Below are 17,609 nucleotides of genomic sequence, written 5' to 3' on the forward strand. Positions count from 1 at the left end.
AATTGCAATTTCAGAAATTTGTTTACCATAAAATCCCAATTTCTGCGTTTCAATCCCTAATAGGGATTTTGATAAATTGCAATAGTGAATTGCTACTGCTGCGGAGGTGCAGTACCAGTTTCAATCCCTAATAGGGATTTTGATAAATTGCAATAAGTCGCAGCACTAGAGAAAGTGCTAGTAATCTGAGTTTCAATCCCTAATAGGGATTTTGATAAATTGCAATTTCCCCTCCCCCTCCACCAAGGGCGAGCGTTCCGCCTGGTTTCAATCCCTAATAGGGATTTTGATAAATTGCAATGTATCATCCCAATTTTTTGCCGACTTAGCGCACTCGTTTCAATCCCTAATAGGGATTTTGATAAATTGCAATGGATGGAAGAATTTTAGAAGTGTGGTATTTTTGTGTTTCAATCCCTAATAGGGATTTTGATAAATTGCAATTTGAAAAGCATGAGCGCCTTGGTGGTGGTCGTTGGTTTCAATCCCTAATAGGGATTTTGATAAATTGCAATGCTATTCAACGCAATATCACAAAGTACCTTCCTAAAAGTTTCAATCCCTAATAGGGATTTTGATAAATTGCAATGGTATTAACTGCCAGGTACTCTGGGTTGATCGGAATCGTTTCAATCCCTAATAGGGATTTTGATAAATTGCAATTTCAGAAATCTGTCTTCTTTTTGCTGCCCTTAAGTTTCAATCCCTAATAGGGATTTTGATAAATTGCAATCAACTAGTCAAACCGTGCGATCGCACTATTTTAGGTTTCAATCCCTAATAGGGATTTTGATAAATTGCAATTGTGTTGGCTTGTGTTTGCCATGAATCAAATAGTTTCAATCCCTAATAGGGATTTTGATAAATTGCAATTTACCCTGCTCAATTAAAGCTGCAACGCGATCGCGACTAGTTTCAATCCCTAATAGGGATTTTGATAAATTGCAATAGTATAGATTTACGGCTAGAAAATAGCTACAAACTAGTTTCAATCCCTAATAGGGATTTTGATAAATTGCAATTCCAGGTTTTCGTTACCTTCCCAGAGGTAAGCTGTTTCAATCCCTAATAGGGATTTTGATAAATTGCAATACTCATCGCGCATTTTACCCCAAAGGATTAATAATGTTTCAATCCCTAATAGGGATTTTGATAAATTGCAATAATACTAAAAAGGTTAATCCACTGGCTAAGATTTGGTTTCAATCCCTAATAGGGATTTTGATAAATTGCAATTCTATGCGGTCTTTAGGTACTGAGAATGGATTCAAAGTTTCAATCCCTAATAGGGATTTTGATAAATTGCAATTTGCGTCGGTTCAGCGCATCCACTACCGCATAGCCGTTTCAATCCCTAATAGGGATTTTGATAAATTGCAATTTCCGTCGTCTATCTTTTTCTGGCGCTCTGTGTCGTTTCAATCCCTAATAGGGATTTTGATAAATTGCAATAACAGCAGATGCTAAATGTCCACGTGCAGTCTCACGTTTCAATCCCTAATAGGGATTTTGATAAATTGCAATTCCACTATAGATACCCAATAGTAGTTAGGGTCAGGTTTCAATCCCTAATAGGGATTTTGATAAATTGCAATTCATTCTTGGTGTCATTTTCGATGTCATAAAAGATGTTTCAATCCCTAATAGGGATTTTGATAAATTGCAATCTCATTAATTCCTCCCAATATTCCAGGAATTTTTGCTAGTTTCAATCCCTAATAGGGATTTTGATAAATTGCAATCCTTTGGATGTTGATCGTTACCCAAACTATTACCCGTTTCAATCCCTAATAGGGATTTTGATAAATTGCAATCCAATAGGTTTACCGGACTTTCAAAGGGCATTAAGAGTTTCAATCCCTAATAGGGATTTTGATAAATTGCAATCATTACCAAAGGTTGAGCCGATGCTGCCATAGTTGTTTCAATCCCTAATAGGGATTTTGATAAATTGCAATCAGAATCAATGGGTTTATAGACCCGTTTATCGAGGTTTCAATCCCTAATAGGGATTTTGATAAATTGCAATATTATTCAGGAACTCCCGCTTTCATGCCAGGGGTAAAGTTTCAATCCCTAATAGGGATTTTGATAAATTGCAATTTTTGACATTAAAATTCTTCCTTAACTTTAGTTAGGTTTCAATCCCTAATAGGGATTTTGATAAATTGCAATAACTATTGCTGCGATTTGCACAAATTACCAAAGCTTGGTTTCAATCCCTAATAGGGATTTTGATAAATTGCAACCTTATTACTATCGTGATTGTCACCTCCAGAAAAAGTTTCAATCCCTAATAGGGATTTTGATAAATTGCAATGCGGGAGCCTGAAACCCGAGCTGTATTTAGTTTTCAAGGTACAGTTGCGCGATTCAAGGGCAATCATAACATTACAGAATTTGTTTGGAAAGAGCGCCAGGAAAATTTAAAGGCTGAAATCGTGTTTTGATAAGCATTTTAGAGATTGCGCGGATGAGGATTAGGGGAATAATAGGTTGAAAGCCTTACTGTGCTTGGAATATAATCACTTTTTGGGGGCTATAGAATTTGTACACCTACCCTTCCGCGCATTTGAGATATGGGAACTTAGCCAGAATGGAACTCAGTACAGAAAATTGTTTATTCCAGTGGCTTATTCTTTGCCAATACAGGCGGCTTTTCTCTGACAAGAGCCACATAGAAAAAACATTTGGACAGCAAACGAATCTAAGATATTACGGTAAGCTGATTCATAAATTTTAATATTTGTTGTCGTACTACTGTACTGATAACCAAAAATCAAGTTTCCGCCAATTTAAGGTAGAGATGATGAAAGAAATAACACGCCGCAAATTTATCGCAACAAGCACCTTGGCGACGGGTTTTGCCTTGGCAGTGCAACCCATTTCTGCTCAAGTCACCGCTACCGATGCTAAGGGGTTGGTAGCTGGTGCAGTGAAAATTCCCGTCGTCAAAGATGGCGAAATTCCTGCTTACAGAGCAGCACCGGCCACTGGTGAAAATTTCCCAATTGTCTTGGTAATCCAAGAAATCTTTGGTGTACACGAGCATATTCAAGATGTTACTCGTCGTTTTGCTCAGTTGGGATACTTGGCGATCGCACCGGAATTATTCATCCGTCAAGGTGATGTCACTAAGTTAAGCAGTATAGACGAGATTCGCCCAATTGTTGCCAAAGTACCAGATTCTCAAGTGTTATCCGATCTCGATGCCACGGTAAAATGGGCTGTCAAATCAGCTAAAGGCAATGCCAATAAATTGGCGATTACAGGTTTCTGCTGGGGTGGGCGCATTACCTGGTTGTATGCGGCACACAATCCCAAGGTGAAGGCAGGTGTTGCATGGTATGGGCGACTTGTGGGCGATGCTACCGAACTTCAGCCCAAGTATCCAATTGATATTGCATCAAAACTGACAGTCCCCATTCTCGGACTCTACGGTGGCAAAGATACGGGTATTCCTCTTGATACAGTAGAACAGATGCGCGATCGCTTAAAGTCTAGCAGCAGCAAATCTGAAATCATCGTCTACCCTGATGCACCCCACGCTTTTTTTGCCGATTATCGACCCTCCTACCGCGAAAAAGAAGCTAAGGACGGTTGGAAACGTCTTTTGGCGTGGTTTAAGAAAAATGGTGTTTCTTAAGCTGTTATGTCATTAGTCATTGGTCATTGGTCATTGGTTTTTAACAAAGGATAAAGCAATACGCTTGGGTTAAGCATTTCTTTGTTCTCTTTGCGGTAGCCTGCGGCAAGCCGCTCCGCATCTACGTTAGAAAAATTGACTTTGGCAAAGAGTTTTAGGCTTAACTGAACTGCATTGAAGGACAAATGACAAATGACAAATGACACATAGAAAAGCCTCCCGATAATGGGAGGCTTGAATGTGAGCGGAGACAACTTGCTAAACTACGGCCTTGCAGCCAGCGCTCCTCCTAATGCAGAGAAAACGGCGGAGACGGATGCTGTGGCAAACAGCCACCACGCTGCTGTAGCTGCGGCTTTGCGGGTTTCTTCAGCTTGTCGCTGTGCTTGATGCTTTACCTGTTCTAGGCGGCGTTGGGCTTCTTGCTGTATGCGTTCTGCACGTTGCAATACTGTGTTGCGGGCCCGTTCAATTTGGTCGATGATCCGGTTGGCATCTTCCTCAGAGATGTCCTCACGAGAACTCATAATTGCTACTAAAGTCTCACGATCAAAAGAAGATAGGCGATCGCGCAGGGCATCAAATCCCGCTTGAGGATCGTCAAAAAATATGCGGACATCGCGCTTGATACTATCGTAATTTAGTTCCGGGCGATCCAGAGAGTTAAGATAGTTGCGGATGCGGGCAAAAACCCCATCAATTGCATCTTGAATGCCTCGTTGGATATTCCGCACTTGTTCTACAAATTGATCCCTGACGGATACAATATTATCGGCAATCCGCGCTGCTTCTTCATCAGACATATCTTCCCGAATTTTCAGCAGGGCGATGATTGTAGAACGGTCAAAATGGGAAAGGCGATCGCTAAAACTTTCTACCCCCACTCGCGGATCGTGCAAGAGTAATTGTAGGTCGCGTTTAATACCTTCAGGATTGAGTTCTTCTTTACCAGTTTGGCGCAGATACTCTTCCAGATAAGCTTTGAATGTTTCTGCTCTTTGCTGTGTACGAGTAGCTAAACGACGAGGCGCACGTATAAAGTTACGAATCGAAGTTTGTGTGGAATCAATAATTTCATTGACTTGTTGTTCGCTCAAATCTTGACGTTGACTGAGCAACTTCACCAGTGTATCTCGGTCTAACTGCGACAATCGACGGCGCAGTGCGCTGGCTCCCTCTTTAGGATTTTCAAACAATTTGGTCAAATCTCGTTGAATACCTTCAGGATTGAGTTCTTGTTTACCAGTATTCCGTAGATAATCTGCGATCGTGGTGGTAACAGAGTCGTATTGCTCTTTGGCTTTATCCACTACAGCTTGGGGTGTGTGGCGAATATTATGCCACGACTCCTCAGCCGCATTGATGATTTGATTAACTTGATCTTCACTCAAATCTTGGCGCTGACTCAACAATTGCACCAAGGTATCGCGGTCAAAGCGAGACAACCGCGCCCGAATTGAGCTAATTCCAGCTTGGGGATCTTCTAATAGCTTTTTGAACTCCGCGCGGATAGCATCAGGATTCAGTTCAGATTTCCCGGTGTTACGCAGATATGATTCTACATTCAACCACAGGGTTTCTGCTTGATATTGTGCTTGTTCAGCTAATCCTTTGGATTCTATCAAGACGCGATCGCGTTGTTTTTCCAATTCATCCAGAATGCTGTCTACTTCATATAGCTGGATATCATTCCGTTCTAGCAATATCTCCCGAATTTCCTGACGTTCAATGTGCGCCAGTCGTAATGTCAGGGTCTCATAATCTGCATCTGGGTCTTGCAACAGTGGTTTAAAATTCTGTTCAATGCCTTCAGGTGTCAAATCTGTTTTCGGGGTAACGAGCAGATAACTTTCTACTGCGCGTTGCAAGTCTTGGACTATTTCTCTTTCTTCGATACCTGTAACTGTCACCAGCACATCTTTGCGGACAACTTCTAGCCGATCTGCAATGCGCTGAATTTGGCTTTGGGTAAGTAGTCCTCGTTGTTGGAGAATTTTGACGAAATCGTTACGTGATAATCTTTCTAGTTCTCTGCGGACTATTCCAGGATCAGCTGCTGGGTCGTAAATTACATCACGAAATTCTTGGGCAATTTTTTCTGGGCTTAGTTGCCAAGCATAAGTGTTGTACAGATAATTTTCGATATCAGATCGAATTGGGCTATAGGGTTGTGATGGTGTTGGCAAACCTAGCTTATCTGCTTGTTGGGTGACTTTATCTTTGGCTGTGGTAAGGCTACCTAAGATTTTTTCCACATCCAAATCAGATAAATCTGTGCGTCCCAACACAATGCCGGTTAATGCCGATAGTCCTTGCTGGATGGTACTTTGAATTGGCCCAGTAGTAGATGCCTTTTGGTCAGCATCCTTGGAACCACGTGTTTCTGCAACTAATCGATCCAGCTTGGCGTTAAGTTCATCTGTCTTACTTTGTCCTGCTGGAAGTGATTTCAGATAATCCATTAACTCACCCATCCGGTCTTCGGTGGGTGAATGTTGGCTCACTACCTGTTGCCAAACCTTATATAAAGTATCAGCAATGCGGGTAACGTCTTTTTTGGAAAGGTCGGTACGGCTGCTGACTAACTCGATAAACTTTTGGCGGTCAATGTTGCGAATATCTGGAGTCCCTGCGATCGCTTTTAATTGGGGATCGTTGAGTAAATTTTCAAAATCACTCCGAATTTTCGACACATCTAACTCTGGTGGACGCAGCTTATCTAAATAATCTTCTATGTTCTCCCGAATACTTCCAGGGTCGATGCCGCTTCCTAGTTCTCGGCGGACGGCGGCGGCGGCGGCTTCAGCTGTTGCTACAACTTGATTATTGACAGCCTTCGCGCCTAGTGCGGCTGTAGCTGTGCCCATAATCGCCTGAAAACCAGAAGTTGCCGTATTTACGACTGAGCCAATTAAGGAACCCACAGTAGTGGAACTCACCCAAACCAGGAGTAAAAAGTAAGCACCCCAAATTACCAAACCGAGAATTGCTCCTAAGCCTGGGTCTAAGATTACAAGGCTTAATTTAACTGCCAGAAAACAGGCAATTAATAAAGCGATCGTTACAGTGAATAACGTCCAAATCCCAACTGCTGTACCGATTTTGCGAATGTTGCCGCCCAAACTTCCGACTTCCCCAGAATCTGAATCCGAGTCAGATGAGTGCCCCAGATAGGAAATACCTGCTGCAAGGGAGAGATTAGTTAGAACTAATTGGAAAGCAAAGGCTAGGATCACGCCGGAGATTAAGGCCACAAAAAAGCGCGGCCCGGAAGTCAGAACCGATGCCTGTGCTGGCGTGACGTTTGAGGGATCTACTGGAATCTGTGCTAACCACAATAGTGGTTTGTAGAGTCCCAGCATGATTTCCGTATTTTGGAACATTGTATTTCCTTCTACTAAGTTTAAATTTGGGGAATTAAGATTTTCTTGAGAAGCAACTCTTAGTATTTTTGTCTGTACCTATGGCAATACCTAACTGTTTAGTTCAGAATCGTAGAATTTAGCTGTTGAAAGCATCTCTCCAAAGGCTGAAAACCATATACAGCAAAAGATATAAATTTTGTTATCTAACGGTAAAAGTAGTTAAAAACTTGGTTAATTATTGGTAGCCACACTCTTAATTTTAACTGCTTAATCAAAATGATTGATTTTGATTAAGCTATAGTTTAATTACTAGAACTTTACATTTATTTATAATTATCTTTTTATCACCCTCTCAGGGTGGATTTGTCTGCACTAATATGTTGTTGAGTATCGTCCAGAAGAAGTGCCTGTAGTTTGTGCCTACAGGCAGAAAGCAATCTAGTTATAAATAGCTACATTAAAGTTAACAAATGAATTGTTGACGACAACAAGATGGCAACTCATTATTCCAGAGATTTGCCAATACTTGTAAAAGAGTAATTTGCTTTGGAATTTAGTCGGTGATAGTGTCCAGCGCGATGTCTTACATCTGATTGGCTGCTAGAAATTCAACATCTAAAAAGCTAAGAAATTTTGGAGAAACAAATGGCAACTCAAGAAACTCGGTCTTCTACTGATTTACCAACTGTTGCACCAGAATACAACGGTGTAGATCGCAACGCTTTTCTGTTTGGCTGGACTCCTCAAGCCGAAATTTGGAATGGTCGTTTGGCAGCAATTGGTTTTCTCGCCTATTTACTTTGGGATTTAGCTGGCTATAGCGTTTTACGCGACGTACTGCACTTAGTTGGCTACTAAAGATTGAACCTTTGAAAACTTACTGGATATTGGAGAAAAAAATGGAACCTCGATCTTCTACTGATTTAGCACCTGTTGCTAAAGCCTACAATGGTGTAGACCGCAATGCTTTTTTGTTTGGCTGGACTCCTCAAGCCGAAATCTGGAACGGTCGTTTGGCAGCAATTGGTTTTCTCGCCTATTTGCTTTGGGATTTAGCTGGCTATAGTGTCTTACGCGATGTATTGCACATAATTAGCTATTAGTATCCACAGCTATATAAGACTTCTGCAAATAATAATCTAAACCCTAGTTTCCAGGTAGGGGCAATTTATGAATTGCCCCTACCTTTATCTAAAGCAGAAAGCGAAACAACACATACAAAGCCGAAGCTACCAGTTGCAACAGCATCACTGGAATGCCGTAGTGAAGGAAAGTTTTAAACGAGATGCGTCGTCCATGCTGCTCAGAAATACCGGCAGCGACGATATTAGATGATGCCCCTACTAATGTGCCATTACCTCCCAAAGTTGCACCAAACATCATGGCATAAAAAAGCGGTAATACTTCTGGGGGAAACTGCCCTTGAAAATCTTGCGCTAGAACTTCTGCGGGTGCTAATCCCACAGTAACAATGTATTGTTTGAGTAAGGGAACCATCCCCACCACTAAAGGAATATTGGGGACTACGCTGGATAATATACCTACAAAAAATAATAAAACTAGGGAACCCAAGATAATATTTTTTCCTAATATTGCTGCCAATATTCCTGATAAACCATTAATTACACCTGTTTTTTCTAACCCTCCAATTAGCACAAAAATACTCATAAAAAATATTAATGTACTCCAGTCTACATCCCGCAAAATATTGTTAACTGAATCGATTTTGCTATGGTGAGATAACAGCAAAGCTAAAGCTGCTCCTAACAAAGCTGCGGCAGCAGGCGAAACCGGAACTGGTAGAGTTTCTCCAACGACAAAAAATAGCAGGACGAAAAATACTATAACTGCACCAAAGCTTAAAGCTCGTGGATGATTGATTTGTGGATGTGGCAGTTCTTCTAAATTATCTAACTGGGTATTCCAAATTTTACGAAATAAAAATGGTAGTGTTGCAATTACTATAGCAACGGCAATTACCCCTCCTAAACTCAATTCCAATAAATAATCTGTAAAGCTGATATTCACAGCATCACCAACAATAAAGGTAGCTGGATCTCCAACTAAAGTTAGGAGTCCGGCACTATTAGCAACAAATACCATTAAAATTAACAAGGGAACAAAATTTATCCCCACTTCCTTTGCCATTGGTGGAATTAAAGGCGCTAATAACATTACTGTTGTGGCATTTGGTAAAACTGCACAGATGGGTGTCACAATAGCCACAATACCGAGTAATAGACGCTTACCTTGTCCCTTAGCCAGGAGTACTATTTGAGTTGCTAAATAATCAAATATCTTGGTAGGTTCAAAAGCTCGTACTAGCACCATAACTCCAAAGAATAAACCTAGTGTTCCATGACTGTTGCCGATATAACCAACAGCTTCTTCTAAAGTCATGACGTTGGTAAAAACTAATAATAATGCTCCCAATAATGCCGCGATGGTGAGATGTACCCATTCGGTCATCACTAAAATAATGACACTTATAAATGTAATTACACTAAGGATTGCTTGCCAGTTGTCCACATCTCACTCCTGAAGTTTTATTTGTTGCATATTAGCGAAAAAAGCCACCTAGTTTTAGGTGACTTATCTATGATTGCAATTGGATAAAAATTACTGAAATTTTAAACAGCGATTATTCATCAATACAACTGGGAATACCCAAAACTGCGCAGGGGAAATTATAACCTAATGCTTCAATCATCGGATGATTAACAGATTGGCAACCGAGAAATAGAATATCGGCGGCTTCTGATTCAACAACTTTGTGAAGTTCTGTGGAAATGCTGCCAAACCGCAAATGAGATTTGAAAGAACCTTGCCATTCTTCAGCCAGACTTCGGGCTTGCCAGAGAATTATATCTGCTTGTTGCAAGGGAGTTACCACTGTCTGCAATTTGGGTTGAGTTAACACCTGTGTAACAGACTTTGATACTTCACTAATTTGACATTCTAATGAAGGCTGTTGTGGAAAGCTCAAGATATTTGGATATTGACTGCTTTGATTGTCTTCTAATACATAAACAGCCTGAACTGTAACTTCTGCATTAGTAGCTAGACGGGTTTGATGGGCAATCCAGAAAGCAATATCTAGTGCTGTATGACTGTTAGGAGATGCGTTGTATGCAACAATTAAGTTAACTGCTTTTGATTCTTGAGGTTTTTTAGAAAAAGGTTTTTTGGGTTCTGGCAGCAGTACCATTTGTTCAATTAAGTCATCTCGACCTGTGGCACTTTGCAGACGTGCTAACATTGGCTTGATTTTCACAGCTTTACTTCTCCCAATGAAATGAATTAGTAATGAGAAAGAAGCAGGGGGACAAATTTTAGATTTTTAGACTTCGGCTATCCTTAGTCGAACAATTTTGGATTTTAGATTGAGTAACGATAACCAAAATTGCAAATCTGAAATCAGTCAAGGAAACCCCAATAATAACTGTATTACAGCCAAAATCTTGGGAGTTCCTTCCATTGCCTACGGAGTTAGCTGACGGGCTAAGACTGGAAGGTGTCTCTCGTAAGATTAGCCCCAAACATTGGTTCCTCCGTTCCAAATTCAGCTTTGATGAATTTGAATTAGGCTACCCACTAAAAAAAATGATAATCTAAATTTACTCGTCTTGGGCAAAATATCGATCGAGGAAATTCAGGGCGTGGTTGCGGAGTTCAAAATATTCTTTTGAGTTTCGCATGGCGGCGCGATCGCGTGGACGCTCAAAAGGAACTTCTAAAATCTCTCCTATACTAGCAGATGGGCCATTGGTCATCAAGACGATGCGATCGGACATATAAATTGCTTCGTCTACATCGTGGGTAATCATCATCACTGCTTGCCGATGGTTTTCCCAAATATCCAATACCTGCCGTTGCAATTTGCCGCGAGTTAGCGCATCTAGTGCCCCAAAAGGTTCATCCATCAGCAACATTTTGGGACGAATTGCTAAGGCTCTGGCAATACCTACTCTTTGTTTCATCCCTCCAGAGATTTCATCAGGATATTTGTCAGCTGCCGCCGTCAAGTTTACCATTGCCAAGTGTTCATTTACAATGCTGATTTTTTCAGCCCGATTAGCATTTTTTAGCACTTCATCCACAGCTAAACGGATATTCTCTCGCACGGTTAACCAAGGCAACAATGAATAGTTTTGAAATACCATCATCCTTTCGGCTCCTGGTTGACGGATTTCTTTGCCATCAAGCCGAACTGATCCGGAAGTGGCTTTTTCTAAACCAGCTACTATCTTTAATAGAGTTGATTTCCCACAACCAGAGTGACCAATTACAGAAATATATTCATCTTCACCAATCGTTAGATTAACTCCATCTAAAACGACAAAGTTATCTTTATCAGGTGTCGGATAAGACTTGACTAAATTTTCAATTTCTAAAAATCCAGTGCGGGGCAGAACTCCTGTCTGGGTATTAATAGGTAATGAGGTATATTCCATCATCAAAGGCTCCCGAAATAATTTAGTCAATCAATTTTGGATTAACCGCGATTTGTACCGAAAATCTAAAATCTAAAATTGCCAAGGTCAAGATTTAAAGTTGGGATTTAAGACATGAAAAAGTTAGTGGGAGCGTTAGCCCTGATAGCAAAACTATTCAGATAACCCACAGGATCGCTGGGATCGAAGCCTTTCTTATCTATAAATACCTCTGGTGGTTCGATTTTGTAATCATCCTTGGGACACTCGATGCCCATTTCAGATGCTATCTCTCGATATAAATCTGTTCTCCAGCCTTGTCCGGCTAGTTTCTCCGCATTTTTGGGGAATTCCTTAATTTGTCCCCACCGTGCTGCTTGTGTCATTAACCAGATACTTCTCGATCGCCATAAGAATGTTGAGTGTTCTCCTGGTTGTTTCGGAAGGTTGTCAGGAATATCGAAGAAAATCGTGGTGTCGGCGGCTTTGATGGTGCGGTCTTTGCCGTCAAAGCCGCCATAGTTATAGTTGCCGAGAATTCCGGGACTGGTAAACTTCGCAATTGGGGCATCTTTCTTTTTGGGTCTTGCACCTGTAAAGGAACGTTCTGTAAGCAGCTCAGCAACTTCTTGGCGATTTTCTGCTTTGCTGCAATATTGGCAAGCTTCAATCATTGCCTTAACTAGGGAACGATAGGTTTTGGGATATTTATCGATGAAAGATTCCATCACTCCCAATAAACGATCTGGGTGTCCTAACCAGACTTCCTTACCTTGTGCAAAGGTAAAACCGATGTTTTCGTTACCTGTTATTGCCCTTGTATTCCAGGGTTCTGCAACCATGTAAGCTTGCATTGCACCAATCCGCACGTTTGTCACCATTTGGGGTGGCGGTACGATGATGACGCGGAACTCCTTCAGGGGATCAACACCTGCGGCAGCGGATAAGTAACGGATAAAGTATTCGTAAATGGAAGAACTTAATACTACTGCCCAAACTCTGTTTTCTGGTGGTTGCTTGTCAAAGTAACCTCGGAAATCGCGCCCAAAGGCTTCTAAAGCACCATCGCCATATTTTTCTTGATACTCATACCATGGGCGCAGCCCAAAATCCCACATGGCTTTGTTCATCGTCATGGCGTTACCGTGGCGGTGAATGGTCATTGCTGCACACAAGGGGGCGTGACGTGCGCCTTCTGCACCAATTCTGGCGTTGGTGACGGCACCAGATACTACGGGTGAAGCATCTAGGCGACCAAAAATTAAACCGTCGCGGGAGGTGGCCCAGCTAGCCTCGCGGTTGAGTGTGACGTTCAAACCATATTTGCGGAAGAAGCCTTTTTTCCAGGCGATCGCAAATGGCGCACAATCATTAACGGGAACGTAACCAATGGTGAGATCGGATTTTTCTAAGTCTTGCGATCTAACTACTGGTTGTACAGCCAAGGCTTCTTCTGTTAGCCCTTTGGCGGATCTATCTCCTGAAATTCCACAGGAGGACAGCGCTATCCCAGTTGTGGTTGCTCCTATTCCCTTAATAAAATCTCGTCGAGTCCAGTTTATATCACCCATTTTTATAGCTCCATTTGTGATGAATTGCTCACGCAGAAGCGCAGAGTTTGGTTACATCTTGCTGTTTTGATCGCAGTCGAATTTTGTTAGTTGGAAGTTTTCGGACGATGGGTTACTAATTCTTCGAGTTTGCCCACGGCGTAATCCAAAACTAACCCGGTTAAGCCAATTATGAATACAGCTAAAAAGACTGAACTCAGGTTTAAACGACTCCATTCATCCCAGACGAAAAAGCCGATACCAATACCACCTGTAAGCATTTCCACAGCAACGATTACTAGCCAAGCTATACCTAAACTAATCCGTAAACCTGTAAAAATATACGGTAAACTTGCAGGCCAAATTATTTTGGTAATCCGTCTCCAACGGGGCATTTCTAGCACTTGTGCCACATCTAAATAATCTTTGGGAACACTAGAAACTCCTAAAGCGGTATTAATAATTGTCGGCCATAAGGAGGTAATGAAAATGACAAAAATGGCTGAAGGATCTGCTAAATTGAAAATTGCTAAGGCGATAGGAAGCCAAGCTAAGGGTGATACGGGTTTAAAAATTTGAATGATCGGATTAAGCGCTAGCATTGCCGATCTAGACATCCCAATTAAAAACCCCACAGGAATCGCTACTACTGCTCCTAACAAAAAACCCAGTAATACCCGGCGCAGACTTGCGATCAACAACCAACCAATTCCCAAGTTCCCTGGGCCTCTTTGGTAGAAGGGATTTAAGATGTAGTCTAGATTAGCAATGAGTGCTTCTGGTGGAGTGGGCATTAATTCATGGTTGGCAAGTGCAATAATCCACCACAGCACAATTATTCCCAAGAAGCCCAATACTGGTAAAATAAATACATCTCTGAGGATGACAGGTTTTGTCTTTTTCCACGCAGCTTGTGTTGCGATCGCAGCGATCGCAGCCAAATTTAGTTGAAATATCATTTACGACCTCAACAGATTTAAGTGCAGGTACAAAGAATCCGAGCAGTACCAGCCTTGGACACCGATGAGATCGGAACATTATAAAAATGCCGTCTCTTCAGTCTCCTCCCAATGCCTACGAAGTTAGCTGACGGGCTAGGGCTGAGAGATGCCCTTCTTTTAAAGTGTTGAGTACCAAGTGCTGTTAGCGGTAGCGGGGCGTTTAGCCCATGCTGAGTTAACTCTTCACTTCTCACTTTTAACTCTTCACTTTCTATAAGATACGCCCCACAATTTGGTTCCTCCGCTCCAGCGTTATGCACTGTGACACGCTGAATTAGGCTGACTTACTCTAATGGATACTAAATTATGCACAATATAACATTGATGCTCAGTAAAAGCCATCTGTTCGATGATAAATATTGTTGATTTTAATACTGCAATTCGGCGTATCTCCTTGATTTTTGGGTATAAATAAAATTTATATTTTTAGTCTGTTGTAAGTGAATTACTTGCACACAAAGCTAAATAATATAGTTGAGTCAAGCATTAATCTTGTTATCCGCTTGCTTAATATTTCTTAACTTAAAATAGATTATACTGGAGAAATTTTAGATACGGAGAGTTAATCAGCAAATAAACGAATATGTAAAATCTATTTCTTTTGGTAGGTGAATTAAATTCATAAACTTGGTAAAAACCCACTGCACTCGCTAAACTAATTGGATATGGCAGTTTGCTCATCTATCTCCTAGCTGAATTTAACATAATGGATTTTAGTCAAGTACTGGCTGAAAAAACGGACACCATCATCGATAAATGGGTTGCAGCAGTTCGCAAGGATAGACGGATTGAAAGTGCTGATGACCTATCTTATACAGCAGTGAAGGATCATATCCCTGATGTTTTACAAGCAATGGTAACAGTGCTTTCAAAATCTCAGGATAATGATATTCAGTCGATAGTGACTGCTAGTTTTCAGCATGGAGCTATTCGAGCAGAACAAGGTTTTGACCCAGCAGAAATTGCCAGAGAATATCATCTGCTGAGAACGGTAATATTTGATGCCATACACGCAGATTTATTAAAGGGAACACCTGTAGATATAATTCGTTCTATGCGTTTGATTGACGCTATCATAGACGAAGCGATCGCTCGATGTTTTAAGAGTTATGTTGACGAACGCTTGCGAGAATTACAGCAGTTGCAATTATCACTAACGCTACATAATGAAGAACTTACCCGCTTAATGAGCGCCAATCAAGAGTATCTTTCGCAACTAGCCCACGAATTGAAACATCCTCTAACTTCCATTATTGGTTACTCGGATCTGTTTTTACGCCAACAACGACGCAATACACAGATAAAAGACACCTCAACCAATTTAGAACATATTGAGAGGGTACTACGTAACGGTAGACAATTACTCCACCTAATTAACGATGTATTAGAACTTTCGCGCTATGAAGCAGGACAGATAAAACTTCAACTAGCACCCACAGATGTGCCTGAATTAATCAATAATATCTGTGAAATGTTGGAACCTTTAGCTGCTGGGAAAAATTTAAAAGTCGTAGTAGATTGCGATCGCGCTCCCAAAGAATTAATCACAGATCCTTTTCAATGCCAACAAATTATTACAAATCTTATTAGTAATGCGATTCGCTATACAGAGTCGGGGACTATTATTATAATGTGTCAGGTATTGGAGAACCAGAGATGGGCAATCGCAGTTTCTGACACTGGAATTGGCATTGCACCAAAAAACCAAGCCCAGATATTTGAACCCTACTTTCGCGTCAGTTTTAGCGATCGTCCCTATCTCCCTGATAGTACAGGATTGGGGTTAGCGATCGTTTCGCGGTTAGTAAAACTACTACAAGGTCAAATTAACTTAGTTTCTGAGGTGGGAGTTGGTTCTACTTTCACTGTAATTTTGCCCTTACAAATAGAGAGTTGATTTCGCGCCAAGACGTAAAATTATTGTCTACACCTCTGCGTGAAATCAAAAAACATTTTTACAACAACCCTTGTTTTTTCAACTTAGTTAGCGCATCCTCAGCAGCAGCTTTCTCTGCTTCTTTCTTATTCCGTCCCTTACCTTCGCCATAAATTTTTTCATCTACCAATACCTTGGCTATGAATTCTGGTGCATGAGAAGGGCCACCTATTTGTTCTGTGAAATATTTAGGAGGAGTGGGGGTAACGTTGCGTTGCACCCATTCTTGAAAGCGATTTTTTGAGTCTACATTAGAACGAGACACAACTATGTGCTTAGGATCTACAGAATCAAATAGTGGTTCTATAATTGCTCGAACTGCTTCAATATTGGAAGCATTATCCAAATAGTAAGCACCAAGGACTGCTTCAAACGTACTACTAAGTAAATTAGGATTTTGGTAGCCTCCGTCTCGAATTGCGCCTTTTCCTAACCGCATCCTAAAGTCTAAACCTACTTCCTCGGCGAACTTTGCCAATTGTTTCTCATCTACCAGCGCCGAACGCCGCCGTGTTAATTCATCTTCTCCCATTTCTGGGTGACAACTATATAGATACTCACCACTTAAGAAATTCAGCAAAGCATCACCGAGAAATTCTAGCCGTTCATTGTGTTCGCCTTCCCCAGGGTTTTCATGAACGTAAGAACGGTGGGTAAGTGCTTGTCGCAGAAGTTTTTCATTATGAAATATTAGAAGTTTGTGCATTTTATCTTGTGTCTTGTTGCAGAAATTGACTGTTGGGAAACTTTATGGGTGCTATTGTATTCAGACATAAAAAAACCGCAAATAGCGGTGTTGAGAAAACCCAGCTTTGATTCAACTGGGTTTTTAAAAGCTCTTTTAAGCAGCTAGTTTGTCTAACAACTCAACTAAAAACAATTCCTGACCTTGTCTATGGACTTTACCATCTCTTACAGCAGCATCAACAAACTGACTAAAGTTTTTAAACTTCTTGCCGTCAGACATAGAAATAGAGGAAAAGCCTTGATATTTATGGCAACGTTGACGCATCAAATTGTCAATGTATCCAAATACGGTAGATTTGCCTTGGCTTAAAGAAGTTTTAGTAGATTCAATTAGGTACATAACAGCGTCATCGTAATTAATTTGAAACTCAATCTCAGTGGTTTTAAGCTGAGTATTATTGACAACCAATTGAGGCAATTCATCTACAAAGTAAAGTTCGTCAACAAGGTTTTTCAGACTTTGTTTTACATTACCTCGCCGTGCAAAAATTATGACATTTTTATTTTTGTCTTGCAGGAATTTAACTGGATTTGCAAAGTCGCCATCTCCTGACACAAGGATAAAAATATCTGGGGACTGATTGTTATATACATCATCAATTAAATCAGATTTAAGTTGATTGTCTGCACTGTTTTTTAAAGAGCAGGTAATGTCTTCACATTGAAAACCAATACGTTGAAGATTCTCTTTTGCAGAAACCTGGTTTTCAAATAGTGAATTATAGTAGACCCTTCTAATAATTAAACTCCCCCTTGCTTTGGCAAAAGCCAGCAATGAACTTGCTATATTTTGACTTAAATAAACATTTTGAAAATCGCAATAGATGCCAACTTTTACTTGCTGCTGGTTTGTTTCTCTATTGGAAGATTGATTAGCGTGTGGCATTGTAATGTATCCAGTATTCTTTGGTGAACTGGACAGCTTCAACAA

13 protein-coding genes, 1 CRISPR repeat array and 2 riboswitches (1 of these 16 only partly in view) are annotated in these 17,609 nt (G+C 40.8%); of the genes, 4 read left to right on the forward strand and 9 right to left on the reverse strand.

Features of this window, described 5'->3' with window-relative positions:
• A CRISPR array of direct repeats spans positions 1 to 2,320; the repeat unit is 37 nt; unit sequence GTTTCAATCCCTAATAGGGATTTTGATAAATTGCAAT; it begins 458 nt to the left of the window's first position.
• Between the two features lie 489 nt (positions 2,321 to 2,809).
• On the forward strand, positions 2,810 to 3,646 hold the full coding sequence (locus H6G86_RS05310; protein WP_190933523.1) for a dienelactone hydrolase family protein: 837 nt from the start codon (positions 2,810 to 2,812) through the stop codon (positions 3,644 to 3,646).
• Positions 3,647 to 3,669: 23 nt separating this feature from the next.
• On the opposite strand, the gene H6G86_RS05315 is transcribed toward H6G86_RS05310, so the two are convergent.
• Both H6G86_RS05315 and H6G86_RS05320 read right to left on the reverse strand, forming a co-directional pair.
• Positions 3,670 to 3,852: a hypothetical protein gene (locus tag H6G86_RS05315; RefSeq protein WP_190933449.1), complete on the reverse strand. Its 183-nt coding sequence runs from the start codon at positions 3,850 to 3,852 to the stop codon at positions 3,670 to 3,672.
• A 57-nt stretch (positions 3,853 to 3,909) separates the two neighbouring features.
• A complete protein-coding gene (locus H6G86_RS05320; protein WP_190933450.1) occupies positions 3,910 to 7,029 on the reverse strand; it encodes an MFS transporter in 3,120 nt (1,039 codons plus the stop codon).
• A 627-nt stretch (positions 7,030 to 7,656) separates the two neighbouring features.
• Here H6G86_RS05320 and H6G86_RS05325 point away from each other — a divergent pair.
• Positions 7,657 to 7,869 (forward strand): high light inducible protein, encoded by a 213-nt coding sequence (locus H6G86_RS05325; protein ID WP_190933451.1) that lies wholly within the window; start codon positions 7,657 to 7,659, stop codon positions 7,867 to 7,869.
• A gap of 41 nt (positions 7,870 to 7,910) precedes the next feature.
• Positions 7,911 to 8,114, forward strand: coding sequence for a high light inducible protein (locus tag H6G86_RS05330; protein ID WP_114084105.1), 204 nt, complete (start codon positions 7,911 to 7,913; stop codon positions 8,112 to 8,114).
• Positions 8,115 to 8,202: 88 nt separating this feature from the next.
• Here H6G86_RS05330 and H6G86_RS05335 read toward each other — a convergent pair whose 3' ends face one another.
• The 5 genes from H6G86_RS05335 to ntrB all read right to left on the reverse strand — a co-directional run bounded on the left by H6G86_RS05335 (position 8,203) and on the right by ntrB (position 13,953).
• Entirely contained in the window at positions 8,203 to 9,540 is a 1,338-nt protein-coding gene (locus tag H6G86_RS05335) for an SLC13 family permease (protein WP_190933452.1), read from the reverse strand.
• A 112-nt stretch (positions 9,541 to 9,652) separates the two neighbouring features.
• Complete coding sequence (locus tag H6G86_RS05340) at positions 9,653 to 10,270, reverse strand: universal stress protein (RefSeq protein WP_190933524.1); 618 nt, start codon at positions 10,268 to 10,270, stop codon at positions 9,653 to 9,655.
• A gap of 207 nt (positions 10,271 to 10,477) precedes the next feature.
• Positions 10,478 to 10,589: riboswitch (cyclic di-AMP (ydaO/yuaA leader) on the reverse strand.
• Between the two features lie 39 nt (positions 10,590 to 10,628).
• The gene (locus tag H6G86_RS05345; RefSeq protein WP_163929682.1) at positions 10,629 to 11,465 is read right to left on the reverse strand and encodes an ABC transporter ATP-binding protein; all 837 of its coding nucleotides are present in this window, start codon (positions 11,463 to 11,465) and stop codon (positions 10,629 to 10,631) included.
• A 107-nt stretch (positions 11,466 to 11,572) separates the two neighbouring features.
• The gene (locus tag H6G86_RS05350) at positions 11,573 to 13,015 is read right to left on the reverse strand and encodes an ABC transporter substrate-binding protein (protein ID WP_190933453.1); all 1,443 of its coding nucleotides are present in this window, start codon (positions 13,013 to 13,015) and stop codon (positions 11,573 to 11,575) included.
• 86 nt (positions 13,016 to 13,101) lie between these two features.
• Entirely contained in the window at positions 13,102 to 13,953 is an 852-nt protein-coding gene (gene ntrB / locus H6G86_RS05355; protein ID WP_190933454.1) for a nitrate ABC transporter permease, read from the reverse strand.
• 97 nt (positions 13,954 to 14,050) lie between these two features.
• Positions 14,051 to 14,286: riboswitch (cyclic di-AMP (ydaO/yuaA leader) on the reverse strand.
• Positions 14,287 to 14,701: 415 nt separating this feature from the next.
• On the opposite strand from ntrB, the gene H6G86_RS05360 reads away from it, so the two are divergent.
• Entirely contained in the window at positions 14,702 to 15,892 is a 1,191-nt protein-coding gene (locus H6G86_RS05360) for a sensor histidine kinase (RefSeq protein ID WP_190933455.1), read from the forward strand.
• A 58-nt stretch (positions 15,893 to 15,950) separates the two neighbouring features.
• Here the strand turns inward: H6G86_RS05360 and rnc are convergent, their stop codons facing one another.
• Positions 15,951 to 16,637 (reverse strand): ribonuclease III, encoded by a 687-nt coding sequence (gene rnc, locus H6G86_RS05365; RefSeq protein WP_190933456.1) that lies wholly within the window; start codon positions 16,635 to 16,637, stop codon positions 15,951 to 15,953.
• A 135-nt stretch (positions 16,638 to 16,772) separates the two neighbouring features.
• The gene (locus tag H6G86_RS05370) at positions 16,773 to 17,564 is read right to left on the reverse strand and encodes an NYN domain-containing protein (RefSeq protein WP_190933457.1); all 792 of its coding nucleotides are present in this window, start codon (positions 17,562 to 17,564) and stop codon (positions 16,773 to 16,775) included.
• Between the last annotated feature and the right edge of the window lie 45 nt (positions 17,565 to 17,609).

Source organism: Nostoc sp. FACHB-133 (assembly GCF_014698055.1).
Classification (GTDB): Bacteria; Cyanobacteriota; Cyanobacteriia; order Cyanobacteriales; family Nostocaceae; genus Nostoc.

Bases quoted from the DNA above. Each gene is read 5' to 3' on its own strand.
- H6G86_RS05370 (WP_190933457.1), bottom strand. From the start codon at position 17,564: ATGCCACACGCTAATCAATCTTCCAATAGAGAAACAAACCAGCAGCAA.
- H6G86_RS05340 (WP_190933524.1), bottom strand. From the start codon at position 10,270: ATGTTAGCACGTCTGCAAAGTGCCACAGGTCGAGATGACTTAATTGAA.
- H6G86_RS05330 (WP_114084105.1), top strand. From the start codon at position 7,911: ATGGAACCTCGATCTTCTACTGATTTAGCACCTGTTGCTAAAGCCTAC.
- H6G86_RS05320 (WP_190933450.1), bottom strand. From the start codon at position 7,029: ATGTTCCAAAATACGGAAATCATGCTGGGACTCTACAAACCACTATTG.
- H6G86_RS05345 (WP_163929682.1), bottom strand. From the start codon at position 11,465: ATGGAATATACCTCATTACCTATTAATACCCAGACAGGAGTTCTGCCC.
- ntrB (WP_190933454.1), bottom strand. From the start codon at position 13,953: ATGATATTTCAACTAAATTTGGCTGCGATCGCTGCGATCGCAACACAA.
- H6G86_RS05325 (WP_190933451.1), top strand. From the start codon at position 7,657: ATGGCAACTCAAGAAACTCGGTCTTCTACTGATTTACCAACTGTTGCA.
- H6G86_RS05350 (WP_190933453.1), bottom strand. From the start codon at position 13,015: ATGGGTGATATAAACTGGACTCGACGAGATTTTATTAAGGGAATAGGA.
- rnc (WP_190933456.1), bottom strand. From the start codon at position 16,637: ATGCACAAACTTCTAATATTTCATAATGAAAAACTTCTGCGACAAGCA.
- H6G86_RS05360 (WP_190933455.1), top strand. From the start codon at position 14,702: ATGGATTTTAGTCAAGTACTGGCTGAAAAAACGGACACCATCATCGAT.
- H6G86_RS05310 (WP_190933523.1), top strand. From the start codon at position 2,810: ATGAAAGAAATAACACGCCGCAAATTTATCGCAACAAGCACCTTGGCG.